Origin of the sequence: Corynebacterium tuberculostearicum, from assembly GCF_016894265.1 — a bacterium.
GTDB lineage: Bacteria > Actinomycetota > Actinomycetes > Mycobacteriales > Mycobacteriaceae > Corynebacterium > Corynebacterium tuberculostearicum_D.
Genome location: NZ_CP069791.1, coordinates 2,180,422 through 2,200,898, shown reverse-complemented (window position 1 = coordinate 2,200,898; position 20,477 = coordinate 2,180,422). Strand labels below are relative to the sequence as shown.

The following is a 20,477-nucleotide window of genomic DNA, read 5'->3' as shown; positions in this document are numbered from 1 at the left end:
TTCTACTGACAAACAAGCACGTTCTGCCTAATTTTCCTTTGATTTGGGGCAGAACGTGTTTGTTTTACATAGACGTGGGACAAGCGAGGCCATAAAGCAGCCGCGTTATCCGCCCCGCCGAGTGGGTGGGAGGGGATAACGCGGCTAAAAGTGGGCCTTTAGCGGTTGGAGCGATACCAACCGATGAGCTCATCGGTGGACTGGTCGCCGGAGTCGGCGGCGGCAGCGCCGGAGACGGCTGGGGCCAGATCATTAGCCTGCTGCTTGCCCAGCTCCACGCCCCACTGATCAAAGGAATTGATATCCCAGATAACGCCCTGGGTAAACACGATGTGCTCATAAAGCGCGATGAGCGCGCCGAGGGTCTGCGGGGTGAGCTCCTCAGCCAGGATGGTGGTGGTCGGGCGGTTGCCCGGCATGACCTTATGGGGCACGACGGCCTCGTCTACGCCTTCGGCCGCGATTTCCTCTGCGGTCTTGCCAAAGGCCAACACCTTGGTCTGCGCAAAGAAGTTGCCCATGAGCAGATCATGCATGGACCCGGAGCCATCGGCGGTGGGGAAGTCCTGCTTCGGGCGGGCAAACCCGATGAAGTCCGCCGGGATGAGGCGGGTGCCTTGGTGCATGAGTTGGAAGAAAGCGTGCTGGCCATTGGTGCCCGGCTCGCCCCAGTAGATTTCCCCGGTGGATGGAACGGTGACCGCGGTGCCGTCGCGGCGCACGGACTTGCCATTGGATTCCATGGTCAGCTGCTGCAGGTAGGCCGGGAAGCGGCCGAGGTCCTGGGAATAGGGGAGCACGGCGTGGGTCTGGGCGCCGAAGAAGTTGGTGTACCAGACACCCAAGAGGCCCATGAGTGCCGGGACGTTTTCTTCCAGTGGGGTGGTGCGGAAGTGCTTGTCCATGGCGTGGAAGCCCTCGAGGAAGCGCATGAAGTCCATCGGGCCGATGGTGCACATGAGGGACAGGCCGATGGCGCAATCCACAGAGTAGCGGCCGCCGACCCAATTCCAGAACGGGAACATGTTCTCGGTATCGATGCCGAACTCGGCTACCTTCTCCGCATTGGTGGACACGGCGACGAAGTGCTTGGCCACGGCGGATTCATCACCATCGAATTGCTCGATGAGCCAGCGGCGCGCAGCGTGCGCATTGGTCAGCGTCTCCTGAGTGGTAAACGTCTTGGAGGCGATGATGAATAGGGTGGATTCTGCATCCAGGCCATCGAGCGTGGCGGCCATATCGGCCGGGTCAACGTTGGAGACGAACTCAGCGGAGATGCCAGCGACCTCATAGGAACGCAGTGCCTTGGCCGCCATGGCCGGACCAAGGTCGGAGCCGCCGATGCCGATGTTGACCACCTTTTTGATGGTGTGGCCGGTGTGCCCCAGCCAAGCGCCGGAGCGCAGCGCGGTGGCAAAATCACGCATGCGGCCCAAGACCTCGTGGACATCGGCGGCAACGTCCTGGCCATCGACGCTCAAGTCATCTTCGGCCGGGATGCGCAGCGCGGTATGCAGCACGGCGCGGTCCTCGGTGTTGTTGATGTGCTCGCCGGCGAACATGGCGTCGCGGCGGGCCTCAAGGTCGGCGGCCTTGGCTACCTCCACCAGCTGCTTGACGATGTCCCCGTCGATCAGGTTCTTCGACAGATCGACGTGCAGCCCGGCGGCGTCGAAGGTGAAGTTGCGGGCGCGGTCTGCATCGGCGGCAAAAAGCTCGCGGAGGTTGAGGTCCTTCTTGTCCTCATATACCTTCGCGAGCTCGCTCCACTGGGCAGATGCGGTGATATCCATGGTGGTAGGCCTTTCTGGCAACTAGCGCATTGGCAACATGTACCCCTCCCACCGTAGTCCAGAAAGCGCCACCGCGTCGGGGCCTTTTAGAGGATGAGCGCGCCTGCCCAGCCGGCGATAAGCAGCGGAATATTGAAGTGGATGAAGGTGGGAATGACCGAGTCGCGGATGTGGTCGTGCTGTCCGTCCGCGCCGAGGCCCGCGGTGGGGCCGAGGGTGGAGTCGGAGGCGGGAGAGCCGGCGTCGCCAAGCGCGCCTGCCGTGCCAATAAGCGCCACGGTGGCCGCGGGGCTAAAGCCCAACGACATGCACAGCGGCACATAGATAACGGAAATGATGGGCAGGGTGGAAAAGGACGAGCCGATGCCCATGGTGACCACGAGGCCTACCACCAGCATCGCGCCGGCGGAGAGGACCTTATTGGTGCCAAAGAGGTTGGCGGTGGCATCCACCAGCGGGCCTACCTCATCGGTGGCCGTCATAACCGAGGCAAAACCCTGGGCGGTGATCATGATGAATCCGATAAGAGCCATCATCTTCATGCCATTGGTAAAGACATCGTCCGCGTGCTTCCAATCCACCGCGCCGGTAAGCAGCAAAATTCCCAGGCCGGTCAGCGCGCCGACCATGAGGCCATCGGATTCGAAGTCGAGCGCCTGCATGACAATCTGCACCGCAAAGGTGGCAATGATGGCCACGACGGAAACCCACACCTTATAGGCAGAGGGGGCCTCTTGGTGCTCCTCAGCTGCGATGGGCAGGTTTTCATAGTCGCGCGGTTTGCGGTAGCTAATGAAGATGGCGATGAGTAGGCCGGCGAGCATGCCGAGCGCTGGTACGCCCATAACCTGCATGATATTGATATCGGAGGTATCAAGCCCCGCCTGCTGGATATTAAAGAGCAGGATGTCGTTTAAGTAGATGGAGCCAAAGCCCACCGGAATGAACATGTAGGTGGTGATAAGGCCGAAGGTCAGGCAGGTAGTAATCAGCCGGCGGTCCAGGCGCAGCTTATTCATCACTGTAAGTAGCGGCGGGATGATGAGCGGAATGAAGGCGATGTGGACCGGGATGAGGTTCTGGCTCATCACGGACATAGCGATGAGTCCGAGGATGAGCATCCACTTGGTGGCCAGGGCGGCTTTGGGGTCTGCTTCGCCGCTGCCGCCGAGCTTGCGGATGAGGAAATTAGCCAGGACCTGTGGCAGCCCGGCCGAGGCTACGCCCATGGCAAAAGCGCCCAAGAGGGCATAGCTTAGGGCAATCTTGGCGCCGCCGCCCAAGCCGTCTTGGAAGGCGACCATGGTGGCATCAAGCCCCATGCCCGACAAGAGCCCGCCGACGATAGCTCCTAGGAAGAGCGCTACCACTACATGCACGCGCAGGAGGGCGAGCACGAGCATGACTATGACGGCGACGAGAACTGCATTCATGCTAATTCAGGGTACTGCATAGTATCGGCTGGCCAGTAATTATACGGCTAACCCAGCCGGCCGCGGCCCATCCGTAGCAGCGCCGAAGCGATGGTGGGGCCTTCTTCCCCAAGTTCATCGCGGAACTGATTCAAAATGGCGATCTCGCGGGTGTGGACCAGGCGGGTGCCGCCAGAGCTCATGCGGGTGCGGCCAATGGCCTGAGAGACTTCCGTGCGGCGCTTGGCAGCATCCAAGATGATGCGGTCCATGCGGTTGATTTCTTCGCGATATTGCTGGATCTCCGCATCAGAAAGGGGATCATCCGTACCCGAAGGCGTGCGGATGTCCAGGCCGTTATCGACGATGTCCTTCTTATCTTCTGCGGTCATAAGACCATATTGTGCCACCCGCCCGCGCAAAAGGAAATAGCAGCTCGCACGGCGGATACGGGGCGTGTCCGGTGCGGCTAGTAGGTTGGAAGGCACTATGAACGAAAACTCTCCTTTTAGCCCTTCCCCGTCCACCGGCGGCGCACCCACACCAAGCCCCTTTGGCAGCTTCGGCGCACCGCGCGCAGCAAGCCCGCAATCCGAATCCCCCGATGCCTTGACCGAGGGCCTCAACCCACAGCAGCTTGAGGCCGTTACCCACTCGGGCAGCCCGCTGCTCATCGTGGCCGGCGCTGGTTCCGGCAAGACCGCCGTGCTTACCCGCCGCATTGCCTATCTCATGCGCCATCGCGGGGTAAATCCGTGGGAGATCCTCGCCATTACCTTTACTAATAAGGCCGCCGCGGAAATGAAGGAGCGCGTGGGTGGGCTGGTAGGCCCCGTGGCAGAGCGCATGTGGGTATCTACCTTCCACTCCATCTGCGTGCGCATCCTGCGCCAAAATGCGCAGCTGGTGCCAGGTCTTAATACCAATTTCACTATTTATGATGGCGATGATGCCCGCCGGCTATTGTCCATGATTGCTAAGGACATGCAGCTGGATCTGAAGAAGTACACCCCGCGCGTGCTGGCTAATCAGATTTCTAATCACAAAAATGAGCTCATCGGTCCCGAATCCGCACTGGAAAAGGCGCAGCAGACCAAGAACCCATTTGAAACCACCGTGGCCCAGGTCTATGCCGAATACCAGCGCCGCCTGCGCGCGGCCAATGCCGTGGACTTTGATGATCTCATCGGTGAGGTGGTGCGGATTTTCACCCAGCACCAGCAGGTGGTGGATTTTTATCGCCGGCGCTTCAAGCACGTGCTTATCGACGAGTACCAGGACACCAACCACGCCCAGTACGCGCTGGTTGCTGCGCTCGTGGGCAGGGGAGAGCTCGGTCCGGATGCGCCGGAGCTATGCGTCGTGGGCGATTCCGATCAGTCCATTTATGCCTTCCGCGGGGCCACCATCCGCAATATTCAGGAATTCGAGCGCGACTACCCGCAGGCGCACACCATCTTGCTGGAGCAGAACTACCGCTCCACGCAGACCATTCTCAACGCGGCCAATGCTGTTATTGCCAAGAATGAGAACCGCCGCGAGAAGAACCTGTGGACCGCCCACGGTGAGGGCGAGCAGATCGTAGGCTACGTTGCCGATAATGAGCACGACGAGGCGCGCTTCATCGCCTCTGAAATCGACTCCTTGGCGGATAGGGGCCGCAGCTATTCCGATATCGCGGTCATGTACCGCACCAACAACGCCTCCCGTGCGCTGGAAGATATCTTCATTCGCTCCGGAATTCCGTACAAGGTGGTGGGTGGCACGCGCTTTTATGAGCGGCGCGAAATCCGCGACATGGTGGCCTACCTGCGCATCTTGGATAACCCGGACGATACGGTAAGTCTGCGCCGCATCATCAACGTGCCCAAGCGTGCCATTGGTGACAAGGCGCAGGGGCATATTGCCCTCCATGCGGAAAACCACGGCATTAGCTTTGGCAAGGCGCTTGCCGATGTCCCTCGGGGCGACGTCCCTGGCCTTGGCACCCGGGCCATTAACGCAGTAACCAAATTCAACGACATGATGGAGGGTATCCGCAATCAGATCCCGTCCATGCGCGATGAGGTTACCGGCCAACCGGATTTGGGCGAGCTGCTTTCCGCCATTTTGGATGCCACGGGATACAAGGCGGAATTGGAAAATTCGAATGACCCGCAGGACGGTGCCCGCCTAGATAACTTGAACGAGTTGGTATCGGTGGCTCGCGAATTCACCTCGGAGGCGGCCAACCAGCTTGCCGCCTCCGGTGCGGATGCAGTGGACCCCTCCGAGCTAGTAGAGGAGGGCGAAGCCGCGCCCGGTTCGCTGCAGGCATTCCTGGAAAAGGTATCGCTGGTGGCTGATGCTGACCAGATCCCTGATTCCGAGACTGGTGTGGTCACCATGATGACTTTGCACACCGCAAAGGGTCTTGAGTTCCCCGTGGTCTTTTTGACCGGCTGGGAGGATGGCCAATTCCCGCATATGCGCTCACTGGGTGACCCGAAGGAATTAAGCGAGGAACGCCGCCTCGCCTATGTAGGTATTACCCGCGCTCGCGAGCAGTTGTATCTTACCCGCGCCATTTTGCGCTCGGCGTGGGGCAATCCGGTGACTAATCCCGCCAGCCGCTTCCTCGGCGAGGTCCCAGAAGACCTCATCAACTGGCGGCGCGAAGACTCCGATAGCTCCCTGACCGGAGCGTGGGGCGAGGACGACTACCAATATGGTCGCTCCTACGGCCGCGATTGGTCCGGGTGGGGCAGTGGTGGTTCCAGGTCTGGGGCGCGCGGTGCAGGGCGCGCTGCGTCTTCCCCATCGCAGCGCACCAGCAAGCCGGCGGCGACCTCGATGCCTAAGAACAATAACCTCAACCTAGCCGTGGGTGACCGTGTCAATCACGCTAAATACGGGCTCGGAACTGTCATTGAGACGTCCGGCTCCGGCAAGCGCGCCACGGTCACCGTGGACTTTGGTTCTTCCGGTAAGGTCCGGCTGATGCTCATCGGCGGAGTGCCGATGGAAAAGCTTTAGACCGAAATGCCGCGCTCGTTGAACCAGGAAACTGGGTCAACGGGGGCGCCTCCGCCTGGGTGAATCTCAAAGTGGAGGTGCGGGCCAGTGGAGTGGCCCTCGTTGCCAATGCCGGCGATTTCCTGCCCCGCGGTCACGCGCTCGCCCACATTTACCTTGAGCTGGTCTGCCGGCATGTGGCCGTAGACGGAGATGGTTCCGTCATCGTGCTGGATGCGGATCCAGTTGCCAAAGCCCTGCGCTGGGCCGGAGTTGATGACGGTGCCGTCCATAACCGCGTGAATCGGGGTGCCCACCGGGTTAGCTACGTCGATTCCGTTGTGCATCGTGCCCCAACGCTGGCCAAAGCCAGAAGTAAGTGTGCCGGAGGTAGGAAAGACCACGGTATTGCCCGCGGAGTCCTTGCCGCGCTTCGTGGTGAGTCCGGAGTGATTTCCCTGTGGAGCGAATGCTTCCTTCAATCCCGGTACAGAACCAGGATCCAAGACGATATTTACTCCGCCGGATTCGTTTCCATCTACCTGCGGGGTAGCCTCGCCGTTGAGCAGGCCAACCGAGGTGGTGGCTAGGCCAACAAGGGCGTCGACCACTCCGGCGTTATCTACATTGGTAGCGGTGGGCTCGGAGGAGCCGTCCGATACGTCCACGCTAGCCACTGGCTCTGCAGCAAAAGCGGTGGTGCCGGTAGCAAGTACGGTGCCGAGTGTAACGATGCTCAGCGCCACGTTCTTGCGTGCGCGGTTCATGCGCTTCATATCTTAAGTCCTTTTCATGGCTGTGCATGGTCTCGGGACGCTTGTGCCCTAGTGAGGGCGGCGTCTTGCAACTGCCAACCGCGACACGCCGAAAGCTGAAATGCTTGCGTCCGAAATCGCTTGTGGCAACGAGTTAAAAGTTAGCCCGCCCGAACGGCCCGCGCAATCTTAAAAAACGCTGGTAGAGGTGGAAATAATTCGAAATTATTCGAACATGCCAGCTTGTTGCGCGTGTTACCAATGTGATTGGAGTGGCGTCTGTAAAGTACTGGTTTAGGGTCTGGGGGTGGACCTTGGGGGTGGCGCCCAAGGCTTGGGGCTGCCGTCTCGTGCGGTATCGGCGGCTGCAAGCTAAAAATATCCACTCACCTGCGACAAGTCTGCGCACTGGACTTGCCTGAATGTGCTTCTGGCGCCTTTATGGGGTCGTGGTGAGGGTCTAGCTGGTGCTGTGTTCGCTAGTGGCAGCGGAGTACTCAGGCGGCGCCAAGCGCGGTGTAGTGCGCCCTTGGGGCGGTCTGGAGCGCAGTTGATGCAATCCTATCTTCCGGGCGAGTGCACTAGGTGACGGGAGAGTATCTGTGGGCATGACAAAGCGCTGCAGAGAAGTTCTCTGCAGCGCTCAACAAGAAGGTAGTCGGTGTGCGGCTCTTTAGATATCGATGCCGCGCTCAGCCAGCCAAGGTTGCGGATCGATTGCCTCGCCACCGTTCGGGTGAACTTCGAAGTGGAGGTGGGAGCCGGTGGAAAAGCCCATCGAGCCCATGCCAGCGATCTTCTGGCCGGCGTGGACGTGCTCGCCCACGGCAACGTCAAGGGTCTGCATGTGGCCGTAGACGGTCATGGTGCCGTCATCGTGCATGATGCGGATCCACTGGCCAAAGCCGGAAGCTGGGCCGGAGTCGATGACGGTGCCGTCCATGACGGCAAGGATTGGGGTGCCGGGAGAGTTGGCGATGTCGATGCCCTTGTGGAAGGTGCCCCAGCGCATAGCGAATGGGGATGTGAATGCGCCCTCGGCCGGGCGAGCTACGGACGGTGCGCGAGCCGCTTCGTCGGCAGCGGCGCGCTCTTCAGAAGCCTGGATGGCCTTATTGAGCTGATCGGTTAGATCGGCAACTGGCTTTGCCTCGGCAACGTTGAGGATCTGCGGGGTGGTATCAACAGGATTCGCAGCGGCATCCTCAACTTGGGTGGAGTCAGAGGCGAGCTCGAAGTCAACGGACTGCGTCTTGGTGGTGGCTGCGTCATCGGACTGGATGTTTGCGGCGGCTGCGCCACCAACGCCGGCGGTGGAAACTGCACCTGCCGCAACCGTCATTACGGCAATGCGGCCCTTCGCGGTCTGCGAGGTGACAATCTTGCGATGGCGGCCGGCGCCACGCTGAACTTTGCTTCGCATTAGGTCTTCTTTCGTCATTTTCACAATCTGCGCAGAACGGGTGTTACGTCCCCGCCGAGTTAGTTACGAGATTGTGACCTTCTTGTTACCAACGAGATGTAACAGTAGCGTCTCGAAAAGATAACAGCAACCCAAATTAAGAAACTTTCAGGCCCCTCTCGGGGAAATTGTCCACGAGCAGGCAACATGTGGCCCCAGAATAATTTTAGTGCGATAAAGATCCCACGCGATCTCCGCGTGCGTCATGCAAAACTAGCGGCCTTTGCCTTCAATAGTATTACAGCCAGAGTTAAGGGTGTGAAACCAGGGTAGATTTTAAACTCCTTATATATTTGTGTAGCCCAGGTACAGGGGTTGCCGCCGGTGATTTTGCGAGCGCCTCGTCGCGCCACCCCGATTTCACTTCCGGAAGGTGGCAAAGTGGACGCCGATGAACAAAAACACCAGCCCCCAATCTCGGTCAACGCCCCGCCCGCGTAGCCAGGCGCGGGGCCGTATGGTGCGCGCGCAGCGCACCCCACGCGCGCCTCATCCCAGTGGCTCACGCCAACCCTCTGGATCGGCGCAGCGCGTCGCTCGCAAGGCCGGCTCCAAGGCCAAGGCGCGCCGTACCCCCGCGCCGTTGACCAAAGCCGGGCGCATTCGCCGCATGCTCATTACGGCGGCAGTGCCCAATGTGGTTATTGTCCTTATCATTATGGCCATCGCGCTTGGCGGTCTCATGCTCACCGGCTCTCCCATGGCGTGGTGGTACACCATCGTGGCGGAGACCTGGATGGTCTTTAACCTCGCCCCGGTCTCTGCGGCTGATGTGCATATTTCCTTCTTGCCGGCCTTGCCAGCGCTTATCCTTGCCGCGGTGGTGGCGGTTCGGGTGCGCAGCGCGGTAAAACACAAGGTTAGCGTCAAGGACTTGCTTACTCTTTTGGCCTGCGTGCTTGGCGTGCCGGTGGTATTTACCATCATCGCGTGGCTGATGCTGTGGGATGCGGGCAAGGTCTATGACGTTTCTCCGCCTAATCTGGCGGAGGCGTTGCTGCGCGTTATTGTTCTGCATCTGGCCGCCATGGCGGCCGGCATGGGGTGGCGCTTGTGGCGGGCGTTGGCCAAGCGTTACGGAGTGCCGCGCCCGCTTGTCGACGCCACCCAGATCGCCCTTCGCTATCTCGCATACCTGGCCATTGGCGCAGCCGCAGTCTTCGCGGTGGTATTCCTTGCCAATGTCTCCCGCCAGGGCGAGATGATGAATGACTATCCTACGATCTCCGGCTTAGGCATTGCCGGACTCGTGCTGCTGAGCGTGCTCTACATTCCCAATGCCATCGTGAGCACCGCGGCGGTATTGGTGGGCTCGGAGTTTTCCGTAGGCGAAGGCTCGGTGAGCCTCTTTAGCGCCCACCTCGTGCCGCTGCCGCCGCTGCCGATTACCGGCGGCATTCCAGCATCCTCGCCCAGCTGGGCGGTGGCGCTATTGATCGTCCCCCTCGGCGCCGCAATTTACTCGTTGTACAAGAAGCGCCCGAGCTTTCAGGACGTACTAGTAGCTACGGTGGCTTCCGCAGTAATCATGCTGGTTGCCTGCTACCTCGTCAGCGGTGACCTTGGCTACTACGGCGCGACCGGCCCGCAGCTGTGGACTGCCGCAGGCCTCACCGCCCTGTGGATGGCCGTCGTTGGCTGCGCCGTTGCTGCTGGCTTCGCCTTCGTGGCGTGGCGCGCGGCCCGCACGGCACCAGTTGCTGATCCTGCCGATGATGTCACTACCGAGGCACCCGATGCAGCCGCCGCCGAAACTGACGAAGCTGCCACCGACTCGGAGCGCGAGCCCATCACCGATCCGGAAATCGTTGACGCCGAGGTAGTTGAGGACGAGTCCCAGGATTCCGCACCTGACGCGGCCGCGGAGGAACCGGAAGAAGAGCAGAAAGAAGAGGACACTCCAGCCGACGAAGTAGCGGAGCGGCCGGAAGAGGCTAAGGAGGGCGATGAAAGGGGCGTCGCCAAGCCGCTGAGCCAACAGCTCAAGGACCAAATGGGGGAGAGCGAGCAGGACTCCTCGAGCGCAGATTCCCCCGAGGAGGGGGAGAGGGGCTAGGCTATAGCGCGTGACTTCACCGATGCCTCCGCGCTATACCGCTGACCCTGAACGCCTCCGAGTGGTGGTGCTCGTTTCTGGAACGGGTTCCTTGCTACAAGCCATCGTGGATGCCCAAGCCGGGCACTACCAGGTAGTGAAGGTGGTGGCGGATAAGGAATGCCACGGTATTTCGCGCGCACAGGACCACGGGATTGATACCGAGGTCGTGGCGCTGGGGGCGGATCGCGCCGAATGGAATCAACGTCTGGTTGACGCAGTAGATGCTGCGCAGCCAGACGTTGTTGTTTCTGCGGGCTTTATGAAGATCCTGGGCCAGGAATTCCTGGACCGCTTCGAAGGCCGCACCATCAATACCCACCCGGCTCTACTGCCTGCCTTCAAGGGAGCGCACGCGGTGCGCGACGCCCTAGATTACGGCGTGAAGATCACTGGCTCTACCGTCCACTTTGTGGACGCGGGCGTGGATACCGGCTCCATCATCGCGCAGCGCCCCGTTGCCATCAATGCGGACGATGACGAGTCCACCCTCCACGAGCGTATTAAACAAGTAGAGCGCGACCTCATCGTGGAGGTGCTGCGTGCAGCTAACGTCCACGACGAGAAACTATCTATTCAACTCGCAGACTAAGACTTTTCGAAAGGCTTAATCCTCCTCATGAGCGAAGACCGCAAGCAGGTAAAGCGCGCCCTTATCAGCGTGTACGACAAGACCGGGCTGGAGGATCTAGCCCGCGCCCTTGATAAGGCAGGCGTGGAAATCGTCTCCACCGGCTCCACCGCGAAGAAGATCGCGGACCTAGGCATCGAGGTCACTCCGGTAGAAAAGCTCACCGGCTTCCCGGAGTGCTTGGAAGGCCGCGTTAAGACGCTGCACCCGCGCGTGCACGCCGGCATCCTGGCCGATACCCGCAAGGAAGATCACCTCAACCAGCTCTCCGAGCTCGAGGTAGAGCCTTTCCAGCTCGTCGTGGTCAACCTGTATCCCTTCCGCGAGACCGTGGCTTCGGGCGCGGACTTTGATGGCTGTGTGGAACAGATTGATATCGGCGGCCCATCCATGGTGCGCGCAGCCGCCAAGAACCACCCGTCTGTCGCCGTTGTGGTAGATCCTTCCCGCTACGGTGAAGCCGTGGAGGCCGTCAACAACGGTGGCTTTACCTTGGAGCAGCGCCGCGGCTTGGCGCGCGACGCCTTCCTGCACACCGCGGATTATGATGCGGCCGTCTCCGCCTGGTTCGTAGATCAGCTCAGCGAGGAGGGCCAAACCACCCCGCTGCGCTACGGCGAGAACTCTCACCAGGCGGCGACCGTCACCCGCATCGGTTCCAAGGGCCTTGCCAACGCTACCCAGTTCAATGGCAAGGAGATGAGCTACAACAACTACCAGGATGCGGATGCCGCGTGGCGCGCCGCGTGGGACCACGAGCGCCCCTGCGTTGCGATTATCAAGCACACCAACCCATGCGGCATTGCCGTGTCCGAGGAGTCCATCGCCGCCGCCCACCGCGCCGCCCACGCGTGCGACCCAATGTCCGCTTTTGGCGGCGTGATTGCCGTCAACCGCGAGGTCACCGTAGAGATGGCCGAGCAGGTAAAGGAGATCTTTACCGAGGTCATCGTCGCGCCTTCCTATGAGGATGGTGCCATCGAGGTGCTTAAGGCCAAGAAGAACCTGCGCGTGCTGCAGGCAGAGCACGAAGACCAGCACGAGGAGCGCAAGTACATCTCCGGCGGCGTTCTCACCCAGGAGCCAGACACCTACCAGGCCGAGGGCGATAACCCGGCCAACTGGACCCTGGCTGCGGGCGAGGCCCTCAACGAGTCCGACTTGGCTGAGCTCGAGTTCGCCTGGCGCGCCGTGCGCGCGGTGAAGTCCAATGCCATCTTGCTGGCCAAGGACAATGCCACCGTGGGCGTGGGCATGGGACAGGTTAACCGCGTTGACTCCGCCAAGCTGGCCGTCGAGCGCGCCAACACCTTGGCCGATGGTGCCAACCGCACCGAGGGCTCCTTCGCCGCTTCTGACGCCTTCTTCCCGTTCGCCGATGGTTTGCAGGTGCTTCTCGACGCCGGCGTTAAGGCCGTGGTCCAGCCCGGCGGATCCATCCGCGACGAAGAAGTCATCGCGGCAGCGAAGGAAGCCGGCGTTACTTTGTACCTGACCGGTACCCGCCACTTCGCGCACTAGCCTAAGCTAAATGCCATGACACTCCCTATCCGCCGGGCCTGGGACCCGGCAGCCGCCCTTATCGCCTGCGCGCTCACCCTAAGCGCCTGCGGCGACGAGGACGCGGCGAATAATTCCCCTACCTTTGTCAATACCGAGGCCCGCGGCACGGCCGATCCCCTCTACGGAAAAGAGAGCACGTCCGCAGCGCCCGCGGCCTCATCCGCAGCGCCGGCCGCCTCGTCTGCGCCCGCCTCTTCCTCGGAGCCATCGGCCGCGGCCCCTTCCAGTGACGTCCAAGCCGTGCTTGACCGCATCGTGGCCGAACACGGCGATGTGGGCATCGCCGTATCCGATGGCACGACCACCATTGAAGCGGGGCGCACCGCTCCCGAGGCCGCGTGGTCAACCTCCAAGGTGCCCGTGCTCATTGCAGCGAATCGCACGGGTGCGGCCGATAGCCAGCTAGTGTCCTCTGCAATCACCTACTCCGATAACGAGGCCGCCAAGGCCGCGTGGGCGGGGCTAGGGGAGGGGACCGCTGGCGCGCAGGCCGCGCAAAGCGTCATCGCGGAGGCGGGCGATACCGCCACCCAGGTTCAATCCCAGGTCACCCGGCCGGAATTTACGGCCTTTGGCCAAACCATGTGGAGCGTGGGCAACCAAGCAAAGTTCATGGCCGGGGTGCGTTGCGTTGAGGGAGCCCAGCCGATTATCGACGCCATGGGGGTCGCCGATCCCGCCCAAGCCTACGGCCTGCGCACCTTGCCGGGCGCCTTGATGAAGGGCGGCTGGGGCCCGAGCCCCGCCGGCGCCTACGACGTGCGGCAGATGGGCATTGTGCAGCTGGGCGGGCACGACGTCGCCGTGGCACTAATCGCCTCGTCTCCTGATGGCCAGTACGCCTCCACCCAAACGGTGCTTACCTCCATGGCCGAAGCCCTAGCGCAGGCCGAAACCCAGTGGCCCAGCCCTGCCTGCTAAGCCTGTCAGTAGAAAGGAAAACTCATGACTTCTCGCTTAAGCCTCCGCCCGCTTATCGCCGCAGGCTTCTTCCCGCTCGTGGCCGCCAGCCTCGCGCTGAGCGGTTGCAGCGACTCCTCGGACGAATCCGCCCCGAGCTTCAAAGGTAAGGGCAGCGGAATGACCACGGTCAATAACTCCGACAAAGAAGAGGAGAACGCCGAGGAATCCACGCCCGCGCAAGAGACCGTAACCAAGGAAGAGGAAGCCCCGGAGGAACCGCCGGTAGTCACGGTCACGCAGACGGAAAAGCAGGAGGCCCCGTCTTCCACCGGTGGGGGTCAGAAGTCTGGTGAAGGAAACTATATTTCTGATTTCAATGGGCACGGATGGCTCGATGGTGGCTACGCAAGTTGCAACCGGTTTGAACGCGCCCTGTTTGCCGGTTCTGGTCCCGACGGCAGGGTTATCATTTGCGAGACCGGAGGTGGCTACAAGTTCTATCGCTCGTCGATGTTTGATGGCCAGTTTGAATCGGGTGACGTTACCCAAGACGGCAATAACTACTACGTCAATGCGGATCCGTCGATCATTGTGGTGACGCCGAGTGGCGTAAGCGTGCGCGAGGGCGGCGGATTGGCCGCCACGGGCGAATTCACGGAGTCGTGGCAGCGCTAACGCGGAAAACGAGGGGCTAGCGCGACTTCTTCTTGCGGTCGGCCGCTGCGGCGGCGGCCGCAGAGATGGAGTCGTTGCGATTCTTCAGCAACTCCAAAGTAGTTTCCTCGGCATTGTCGGGGACGGAGGCGCCGAGGACGGCCAAGGCGGCGTCGGCAAGCATGGCAGCAGTCTCCGGAACCGACTGGGAAGCGTCGAACGGCGGGGTGCCGTTATTGGGGCGCATTTCAATAACAGACAGCGCGATGTGGAAGGGCAGCTCCACGCGGGGGTCATCCTCGCCCACAATGGCTGCGGCGGTGGAGCGGAAATGATTCTGCAGGCGGTCGCGCGACTCGTGGTACTCGGAGAACTCTGAAGAATTAGCCACCGGCAGCTGATACAAGCGACCCACGTTCCAGCCACTGGTGAGCAGCAGACGCGACTCTGCGGCGACCAAAGACCACAGGCGCTGTGCCGGGGCCGCGTCGGTGCCCGCCAACTCATCGGCCAACTCCAAGGAAGGCTCGATGGTGGAATTGAGCAGCGTCAGGAAGATTTCCGTCTTGGACGGAAAGTGATAGTACAGCGACGCCTGACGGATGCCTACCGCGTCTGCAATCTGGTGCGTGGACGTGGTAGCAAAACCCTGAGTAGTGAAAAGCTCGGAGGAGGCGTCCAAAATCTCCTCACGGGCGCTATTGCCCCTGCGCCGCGGACTGTGTTTGCGCGGCCTACCGACATTGCCTGCCATGCGGTGGGACGACTCCTTTCACAAAAGAGAATTCACTTTTAATAACCAACTGTACAATCTTATGCCCGACTAGGTACTGCTTCCGAATCCGCACCGTAGAGACTATTTATATTCTTCTGCCCGCCGGGAAATAGACTCAAACGCCGCCGAGACAATGCGGCACGCAGAACCATAAGCGGTGCGGTCCAGCGGCGGAAGATCGCGCAGCGTGGCCGGGCGATCGCTAACGCCCTCGTACCAACGGCGCAACTCTAACGCATAACCGGTGCGCCACGCTAGGTCCAACGACTCTGCGTCTGCGGCGCTGAGGAGATCGCGTTCCACGCCAATCGCCAGCCGATCCACCGTCGGGCGCGGCCCCGGTGCCGCCCAGCGCGCGATAGCTGCAATGGGGGAGAGCAGTGTGGCCTTGATATCCACCGCGGCATCGCGGTCCGGCAGGCCATCGACCATCTTGAGGGCAGGAGGGCGCTGGCCCAAGGCTTCTTCCAGTAGCGCTTGTTCCCCGCCGTTTCCAAGGGGCAGGCCGGCGTCGACGCGCGCGGCGATGGAATCGGCGGCTCCGTGAGCTTGGAGACCGACATCGGCGAAGACCTCTTGGAGGTCGTCATCCTGGCCCATCCACTCCACAGGCATGGACGGCAGCTGGTCGCCGCGGGAGGCAGCGCCGGTAAGGCGGACCGGGGAGTTGACCCCAGGAGAGCGAACAATATCCGTAATCAGCCGGGAATACCAGTGGGCCAATTCAATCTCATTGTCCTGGTGGGCGACCGCATTGCGCAAAATATCTTGGGCCTCTTCGAGCAGTCCGCGGGCCGTAGCGCGGGACTGGCAGTGCGGGGCGAGCTCGGAAAGATCGAGTAGGGATTGGTGCAGGGCCATTGCTCACTGCCTTTCACTAGTGCGGGGCCGATGCCTCCCCGCCGGCTGCGGGGTGCACGAATGCTTTCAATCTAACACTTCGGTTCTGTGATCCGGGCATGTGGGTCGAGTGGAAGGGATGGGAGGGCTAAAACGACTTTCGCCGCCTGCCCTCGAGGAGGGAGGCGGCGAAAGCTTATGGTTCTTTTACCGTGTCACACTTGCCAGCGGCAAAAGTGCGCTGTTGATACCCAGCTACTGTTTAGCGGGTGGTGAACGGCAGGAGAGCCATTTCGCGTGCGTTCTTGACTGCGGTAGCAACCTGACGCTGCTGCTGCGGGGTCAGACCGGTGACGCGACGGGAACGGATCTTGTGACGATCCGAGATGAACAGACGCAGAGTCTTGGTGTCCTTGTAGTCCACCTTCTCGATGCCCTCAGCCTTCAAAGGGTTCTTCTTTGGGCGACGGCTCTGCTCCATACGGAACTTCTTTTGGTTATTGCGCTTATTAGCCATTGTGCAATTACCCCTTTACCAGCTGGACTTACGAACGCCCGGCAGCTCACCACGGTGAGCCATGCCGCGCATACGGACACGGGACAGGCCGAACTTGCGGAGGTAACCGCGTGGGCGGCCATCGGCAGCGTCACGGTTACGTACGCGGGCTGGGGAAGCGTCACGAGGCTGGCGGTTCAGCTCGAACTGAGCCTCTAGACGCTCCTCATCCGGGGTGTTCGGGTTCTTGATGATCTTCTTGAGCTCAGCGCGACGCTCCGCGTAGCGGGCGACGATTTCCTTGCGCTGCTCGTTCTTAGCGATCTTGGACTTCTTAGCCATTGATTATCGCTCCTCGCGGAATTCGACGTGCTTGCGGGCAATCGGATCGAACTTCTTCAAGGTGATGCGATCCGGGTTGTTGCGCTTGTTCTTACGGGTCACGTAGGTGTAACCGGTGCCCGCAGTGGACTTAAGCTTGATGATTGGGCGGATATCGTTACGTGCCATACTTAAATCTTCTCCCCACGTGCGCGAATCTTAGCCACAACGGACTCGATGCCATCGCGGTCGATGATCTTCATGCCCTTGGTGGAAACATTCAGGGTGATGGTACGGCCCTCAGAGGGCAGGTAGTAGCGACGACGCTGCACGTTGGGGTTCCAACGGCGCGAAGTGCGGCGGTGCGAGTGCGAGACCTGCTTGCCGAATTCCGGCTTGCGGCCCGTTACCTGGCAAATAGCCGACATGGGTCTTCTTTCTCCTAGCCGCCCACATCATGGCTATAGACAATGAAGCGCCGACTGCCGTGTGAGGGTGGCAGTGCTCAAAAGTGAGGTGTGAGCGGGTGCGGCGCCATCGTCAAACACCAGTAGACGGGGCGTAAAACGTATATTTTGACAACAGCAAGGGAAAATCTTACAGCCTCGGACGCGAATTACCTAATCGCTGCCTTGCTGCGGCAAGTGGGCCATTTGCCGTGCTGGGGTGGTGTTTGCCTGTGGGGCGACGCTTAGCGTGGCGCAAGAAACGTGAGTGAAATGAGTGGTCGCTGTTGGTCGGGGATTTCGTATATGGGTCAGTTGACTGTAGAATAATTCAGGTTGTTGACCCGTGCCACGCGGCGCGCGGTTAACAGAGTGAAATTTGTACGTCCCAACTCGGGCACGATCCACGCTAGGGGCGTGGAACCGACCCGTAGTCCAACCCTGAGGGAATATATATGAAGAAAGATATTCACCCGGATTACCACCCGGTAGTCTTCCGTGATGCTGGTACCGGTCACTCCTTTTTGACCAAGTCCACCGCTTCCTCCGACCGCACCGTTGAGTGGGAAGACGGCAACGAGTACCCACTGATCGTCGTTGACGTTACCGCTGAGTCCCACCCGTTCTGGACTGGTGCACAGCGCGTTATGGATACCGCCGGCCGCGTCGAGCGCTTCAACCAGCGCTTCGGTGGCATGGCACGCCGCAAGAAGAAGAACGCGTAAGGAGGAGAGTAGAAAATGGCAACTCCTAAGTTTAAGAAGTCCCGTGCGAATACCCACGCACGCCGTTCCCAGTGGAAGGCTGACAACGTAGCCCTCCAGGAAGTCACCATCGACGGCCAGACCGTCCGCATCCCGCGCCGCCTGGTTAAGGCTGCCAAGCTGGGTCTGGTTGACGTAGAGCAGTTCTAAGCTCGCTCTTTAATCTCCCCGTCCGCTCTCGATTAGAGGGCTGGGCGGGGATTTTTAGCTTTAGAAGCGTCCTATAAGCATGTTTTAACCGTATTTGGGGGACTGTGGGGGTAAATATTTCCCTTAACTTCATGAAGTTGACTGCCATAAGTAATAATTAGGACTATGAAAATCCTTGTGGTGGATGATGAACAAGCCGTCCGCGAATCGCTACGCCGTTCCTTACGCTTTAACGGCTACGAAGTGCTGACCGCTAACGACGGCTTGGAGGCCGTGGAGACGGTGCGCGCTGAGAATCCCGAATTGCTTATTTTGGACGTCATGATGCCCAACATGGATGGCCTTGAGGTGTGCCGCACCCTGCGCAGTGAGGGCTGGGACCGTCCGATCCTCGTTCTGACTGCGCGCGATGGTGTTTCGGACCGAGTGGCTGGCCTTGATGCCGGCGCAGATGACTACCTGCCGAAGCCGTTCGCATTGGAGGAGCTCTTGGCCCGCGTGCGCTCCTTGGTGCGCCGCGCCTCCGCAGATTCCATCGCAGCTGAAGCCCCAGTGGAAAGCAAGCTGAGCTTCGAGGACCTTGAACTTGATGCCGATACCCGCGAAGTCAGCCGCGGTGGCCGGGCCATTTCCTTGACGCGTACCGAGTTCGCGCTGCTGCAACTGCTGATGGAAAATCCCCGCAAGGTTCTCTCTCGCAGCAAGATCCTGGAAGAAGTCTGGGGCTACGATTTCCCTACCTCCGGCAATGCTCTCGAGGTCTATATCGGCTACCTGCGTAAGAAGACGGAGGGCGAGGGCGATGCTCGCCTCATCCACACCGTCCGTGGCGTGGGGTATGTCTTGAGGGAGTCTAATCCGTGATTTTAAGGAAGCCCGCTTCCCCTGCGGTGGCTTCCGGGAAAGTACAGTCCACCCCTCTTACCGAGTTCTCTGAGCCTCAGGGGAGTTGGGCTTCACGGGCGCCACTGCGGTGGCGCCTTGCTACTGTTACGGGCCTTGTGGTGGCCGTAGCCGTTGCCTTGATGACGTTGGCAACGTATTGGGTAGTTTCTCTGTCCCTTACTGCCTCCGTCGACGACCGCCTGGAGGCCAAGGCCGATGTCTTGTTGCGGCAAAGCCAGGATCCACGGTTCATGGATAACGTGGACCAGGAGATCGAGGACTTTAAGTCCTATAACCCTGGCACCCGCGTAGCCCTATCACCGCCCTCCATGAGCTTTTCCTACGGCGACACCATTCCTGTGGGCGGGGACTTCCATCGGACGGAGGATTACACGGAAACTTCCGTGCGTACCGTGGGCGGCGAGCGAGTGCTGGCCAAGCGTCATGATCTTGGTTCTACCGTGGTCGTCGCTCAGTCTCTCGCTCCTACGCAAGAGCTCATCGCCATCTTGGGCACGGTGCTACTGATTATCGTTGCCCTTGGCATCGTGCTCGCCATTTTTGCAGGCCTCATCGTGTCCAAAACCGGTATGCAACCCATCGCCCGGCTGAAGCGAGCGGTGGATTACGTGACGCAGACCAACGACCTGCGCCCTATTGAGGTCTCTAATAACGACGAGATGGCGCAGTTGACCACCTCCTTTAACCAGATGCTGGAGGCGCTGCAGGAATCCCGTTCGCAGCAGTCTCAGTTCGTAGCCGATGCCGGGCACGAGCTGAAAACCCCGCTGACCTCTATGCGTACCAATATTGAGCTTTTGATGATGCTCAATCGGGCCGGTGGTGGCTTTGGTATGAGCGATGAAGACCGCAGGGACCTCGAAGATGACGTCATGTCCCAGATGAATGAGCTCTCCACCTTGATTGGAGACCTCGTTGATTTGGCGCGTGAGGACGGCAATGAGCGCGAACCGGAGCCGGTGGACCTGTGTGAAGTCATGATGGCTTCGCTGGAGCGTGCGCGCCGCCGCCGTCCCGATGTGGAGTTCTTGGTGCGCTTTATCCCGTGGGAGCTGGACGGCGACCCCTTCGCATTGGGCCGTGCCACGCTTAATCTTATGGATAATGCGGCTAAGTGGTCGCCGGCTACTGGCACGGTGCGCGTGTCTATGGAGCAGCTATCCACCCACGAGGTGCGCCTGCGCTTTGATGACTCCGGGCCTGGCATTGCACCGGAGGAAAGGGAGAAGGTCTTTGAGCGCTTCTATCGTTCGGCAGAAGCGCGCTCCATGCCGGGCTCGGGCTTGGGCTTGGCCATTGTGAAATCGGTGATTGAACGTCACGATGGCACCATCAAGATCCGCGAGTCTAATGATGGTGGTACCCGCATGGAAATCATCTTGCCGGGCAAGCCTGTGACGGGGGAGATTTTCGTGGACGGTTTGGCAGAGCCGCAAGAGGGGCTGCCGGGTGGTAAGGAAGACTCGATCGACCGCGGTGAAATCTTTGCGCAGCGCTGGTTTAATCAGAGCTAG

21 protein-coding genes are annotated in these 20,477 nt (G+C 60.5%); 10 read left to right on the top strand and 11 right to left on the bottom strand.

Going from position 1 to position 20,477, the window contains the following annotated elements:
- Positions 1 to 158: 158 nt before the first annotated feature.
- From pgi to I6J28_RS10500, 3 genes are all read right to left on the bottom strand, one after another.
- Entirely contained in the window at positions 159 to 1,796 is a 1,638-nt protein-coding gene (gene pgi, locus I6J28_RS10510; RefSeq protein WP_204609813.1) for a glucose-6-phosphate isomerase, read from the bottom strand.
- Between the two features lie 86 nt (positions 1,797 to 1,882).
- Positions 1,883 to 3,229, bottom strand: a complete 1,347-nt coding sequence (locus tag I6J28_RS10505) for a Na+/H+ antiporter family protein (protein ID WP_204609811.1) — start codon at positions 3,227 to 3,229, stop codon at positions 1,883 to 1,885.
- 47 nt (positions 3,230 to 3,276) lie between these two features.
- The gene (locus I6J28_RS10500; RefSeq protein ID WP_204609809.1) at positions 3,277 to 3,600 is read right to left on the bottom strand and encodes a chorismate mutase; all 324 of its coding nucleotides are present in this window, start codon (positions 3,598 to 3,600) and stop codon (positions 3,277 to 3,279) included.
- Positions 3,601 to 3,697: 97 nt separating this feature from the next.
- On the opposite strand from I6J28_RS10500, the gene pcrA reads away from it, so the two are divergent.
- Positions 3,698 to 6,223: a DNA helicase PcrA gene (gene pcrA, locus I6J28_RS10495; RefSeq protein ID WP_204609807.1), complete on the top strand. Its 2,526-nt coding sequence runs from the start codon at positions 3,698 to 3,700 to the stop codon at positions 6,221 to 6,223.
- On the opposite strand, the gene I6J28_RS10490 is transcribed toward pcrA, so the two are convergent.
- Positions 6,220 to 6,978: a M23 family metallopeptidase gene (locus tag I6J28_RS10490; RefSeq protein WP_204609805.1), complete on the bottom strand. Its 759-nt coding sequence runs from the start codon at positions 6,976 to 6,978 to the stop codon at positions 6,220 to 6,222. The two genes, pcrA and I6J28_RS10490, sit on opposite strands and share 4 nt — an antisense overlap.
- 652 nt (positions 6,979 to 7,630) lie before the next feature.
- Complete coding sequence (locus I6J28_RS10485; RefSeq protein WP_204609803.1) at positions 7,631 to 8,380, bottom strand: M23 family metallopeptidase; 750 nt, start codon at positions 8,378 to 8,380, stop codon at positions 7,631 to 7,633.
- 496 nt (positions 8,381 to 8,876) lie between these two features.
- Between I6J28_RS10485 and I6J28_RS10480 the strand changes: the two genes are divergently transcribed.
- The 5 genes from I6J28_RS10480 to I6J28_RS10460 are packed head-to-tail and all read left to right on the top strand — an operon-like array spanning position 8,877 to position 14,286.
- Positions 8,877 to 10,475, top strand: coding sequence for a cell division protein PerM (locus tag I6J28_RS10480; RefSeq protein WP_239454596.1), 1,599 nt, complete (start codon positions 8,877 to 8,879; stop codon positions 10,473 to 10,475).
- Between the two features lie 22 nt (positions 10,476 to 10,497).
- Entirely contained in the window at positions 10,498 to 11,106 is a 609-nt protein-coding gene (gene purN / locus I6J28_RS10475) for a phosphoribosylglycinamide formyltransferase (protein ID WP_204611456.1), read from the top strand.
- 27 nt (positions 11,107 to 11,133) lie between these two features.
- Positions 11,134 to 12,666 carry a bifunctional phosphoribosylaminoimidazolecarboxamide formyltransferase/IMP cyclohydrolase gene (gene purH / locus I6J28_RS10470; protein ID WP_204609801.1) on the top strand — a complete coding sequence of 511 codons (1,533 nt, stop codon included), beginning with the start codon at positions 11,134 to 11,136 and terminating at the stop codon, positions 12,664 to 12,666.
- Between the two features lie 15 nt (positions 12,667 to 12,681).
- Positions 12,682 to 13,629 (top strand): hypothetical protein, encoded by a 948-nt coding sequence (locus I6J28_RS10465; protein WP_204609799.1) that lies wholly within the window; start codon positions 12,682 to 12,684, stop codon positions 13,627 to 13,629.
- Between the two features lie 24 nt (positions 13,630 to 13,653).
- Positions 13,654 to 14,286 (top strand): hypothetical protein, encoded by a 633-nt coding sequence (locus I6J28_RS10460; protein ID WP_204609797.1) that lies wholly within the window; start codon positions 13,654 to 13,656, stop codon positions 14,284 to 14,286.
- Between the two features lie 16 nt (positions 14,287 to 14,302).
- Here I6J28_RS10460 and I6J28_RS10455 read toward each other — a convergent pair whose 3' ends face one another.
- The 6 genes from I6J28_RS10455 to rpmB all read right to left on the bottom strand — a co-directional run bounded on the left by I6J28_RS10455 (position 14,303) and on the right by rpmB (position 17,125).
- Positions 14,303 to 15,019: a TetR/AcrR family transcriptional regulator gene (locus I6J28_RS10455; protein ID WP_204609795.1), complete on the bottom strand. Its 717-nt coding sequence runs from the start codon at positions 15,017 to 15,019 to the stop codon at positions 14,303 to 14,305.
- 102 nt (positions 15,020 to 15,121) lie between these two features.
- Positions 15,122 to 15,901, bottom strand: coding sequence for a putative nucleotidyltransferase substrate binding domain-containing protein (locus I6J28_RS10450; protein ID WP_204609793.1), 780 nt, complete (start codon positions 15,899 to 15,901; stop codon positions 15,122 to 15,124).
- Positions 15,902 to 16,142: 241 nt separating this feature from the next.
- Positions 16,143 to 16,397: a 30S ribosomal protein S18 gene (rpsR, locus tag I6J28_RS10445; protein ID WP_005279904.1), complete on the bottom strand. Its 255-nt coding sequence runs from the start codon at positions 16,395 to 16,397 to the stop codon at positions 16,143 to 16,145.
- 15 nt (positions 16,398 to 16,412) lie between these two features.
- Positions 16,413 to 16,718 (bottom strand): 30S ribosomal protein S14, encoded by a 306-nt coding sequence (gene rpsN, locus I6J28_RS10440; protein ID WP_005279906.1) that lies wholly within the window; start codon positions 16,716 to 16,718, stop codon positions 16,413 to 16,415.
- A 3-nt stretch (positions 16,719 to 16,721) separates the two neighbouring features.
- A complete protein-coding gene (gene rpmG, locus I6J28_RS10435; RefSeq protein ID WP_005279910.1) occupies positions 16,722 to 16,886 on the bottom strand; it encodes a 50S ribosomal protein L33 in 165 nt (54 codons plus the stop codon).
- Between the two features lie 2 nt (positions 16,887 to 16,888).
- Positions 16,889 to 17,125, bottom strand: coding sequence for a 50S ribosomal protein L28 (gene rpmB, locus I6J28_RS10430; protein ID WP_005279911.1), 237 nt, complete (start codon positions 17,123 to 17,125; stop codon positions 16,889 to 16,891).
- 473 nt (positions 17,126 to 17,598) lie between these two features.
- Between rpmB and I6J28_RS10425 the strand changes: the two genes are divergently transcribed.
- The 4 genes from I6J28_RS10425 (at position 17,599) to I6J28_RS10410 (ending at position 20,477) form a co-directional block, all read left to right on the top strand.
- Complete coding sequence (locus tag I6J28_RS10425; protein ID WP_005323793.1) at positions 17,599 to 17,868, top strand: type B 50S ribosomal protein L31; 270 nt, start codon at positions 17,599 to 17,601, stop codon at positions 17,866 to 17,868.
- 15 nt (positions 17,869 to 17,883) lie between these two features.
- Entirely contained in the window at positions 17,884 to 18,057 is a 174-nt protein-coding gene (gene rpmF, locus I6J28_RS10420; RefSeq protein WP_005279913.1) for a 50S ribosomal protein L32, read from the top strand.
- A 165-nt stretch (positions 18,058 to 18,222) separates the two neighbouring features.
- Positions 18,223 to 18,921, top strand: a complete 699-nt coding sequence (locus I6J28_RS10415; protein WP_005323792.1) for a response regulator transcription factor — start codon at positions 18,223 to 18,225, stop codon at positions 18,919 to 18,921.
- Positions 18,918 to 20,477, top strand: a complete 1,560-nt coding sequence (locus tag I6J28_RS10410; RefSeq protein WP_204609791.1) for a HAMP domain-containing sensor histidine kinase — start codon at positions 18,918 to 18,920, stop codon at positions 20,475 to 20,477. Before I6J28_RS10415 ends, I6J28_RS10410 begins: the two co-directional genes overlap by 4 nt.

Bases quoted from the DNA above. Each gene is read 5' to 3' on its own strand.
- pgi (WP_204609813.1), bottom strand. From the start codon at position 1,796: ATGGATATCACCGCATCTGCCCAGTGGAGCGAGCTCGCGAAGGTATAT.
- I6J28_RS10505 (WP_204609811.1), bottom strand. From the start codon at position 3,229: ATGAATGCAGTTCTCGTCGCCGTCATAGTCATGCTCGTGCTCGCCCTC.
- I6J28_RS10500 (WP_204609809.1), bottom strand. From the start codon at position 3,600: ATGACCGCAGAAGATAAGAAGGACATCGTCGATAACGGCCTGGACATC.
- pcrA (WP_204609807.1), top strand. From the start codon at position 3,698: ATGAACGAAAACTCTCCTTTTAGCCCTTCCCCGTCCACCGGCGGCGCA.
- I6J28_RS10490 (WP_204609805.1), bottom strand. From the start codon at position 6,978: ATGAAGCGCATGAACCGCGCACGCAAGAACGTGGCGCTGAGCATCGTT.
- I6J28_RS10485 (WP_204609803.1), bottom strand. From the start codon at position 8,380: ATGCGAAGCAAAGTTCAGCGTGGCGCCGGCCGCCATCGCAAGATTGTC.
- I6J28_RS10480 (WP_239454596.1), top strand. From the start codon at position 8,877: ATGGTGCGCGCGCAGCGCACCCCACGCGCGCCTCATCCCAGTGGCTCA.
- purN (WP_204611456.1), top strand. From the start codon at position 10,498: ATGCCTCCGCGCTATACCGCTGACCCTGAACGCCTCCGAGTGGTGGTG.
- purH (WP_204609801.1), top strand. From the start codon at position 11,134: ATGAGCGAAGACCGCAAGCAGGTAAAGCGCGCCCTTATCAGCGTGTAC.
- I6J28_RS10465 (WP_204609799.1), top strand. From the start codon at position 12,682: ATGACACTCCCTATCCGCCGGGCCTGGGACCCGGCAGCCGCCCTTATC.
- I6J28_RS10460 (WP_204609797.1), top strand. From the start codon at position 13,654: ATGACTTCTCGCTTAAGCCTCCGCCCGCTTATCGCCGCAGGCTTCTTC.
- I6J28_RS10455 (WP_204609795.1), bottom strand. From the start codon at position 15,019: ATGGCAGGCAATGTCGGTAGGCCGCGCAAACACAGTCCGCGGCGCAGG.
- I6J28_RS10450 (WP_204609793.1), bottom strand. From the start codon at position 15,901: ATGGCCCTGCACCAATCCCTACTCGATCTTTCCGAGCTCGCCCCGCAC.
- rpsR (WP_005279904.1), bottom strand. From the start codon at position 16,397: ATGGCTAATAAGCGCAATAACCAAAAGAAGTTCCGTATGGAGCAGAGC.
- rpsN (WP_005279906.1), bottom strand. From the start codon at position 16,718: ATGGCTAAGAAGTCCAAGATCGCTAAGAACGAGCAGCGCAAGGAAATC.
- rpmG (WP_005279910.1), bottom strand. From the start codon at position 16,886: ATGGCACGTAACGATATCCGCCCAATCATCAAGCTTAAGTCCACTGCG.
- rpmB (WP_005279911.1), bottom strand. From the start codon at position 17,125: ATGTCGGCTATTTGCCAGGTAACGGGCCGCAAGCCGGAATTCGGCAAG.
- I6J28_RS10425 (WP_005323793.1), top strand. From the start codon at position 17,599: ATGAAGAAAGATATTCACCCGGATTACCACCCGGTAGTCTTCCGTGAT.
- rpmF (WP_005279913.1), top strand. From the start codon at position 17,884: ATGGCAACTCCTAAGTTTAAGAAGTCCCGTGCGAATACCCACGCACGC.
- I6J28_RS10415 (WP_005323792.1), top strand. From the start codon at position 18,223: ATGAAAATCCTTGTGGTGGATGATGAACAAGCCGTCCGCGAATCGCTA.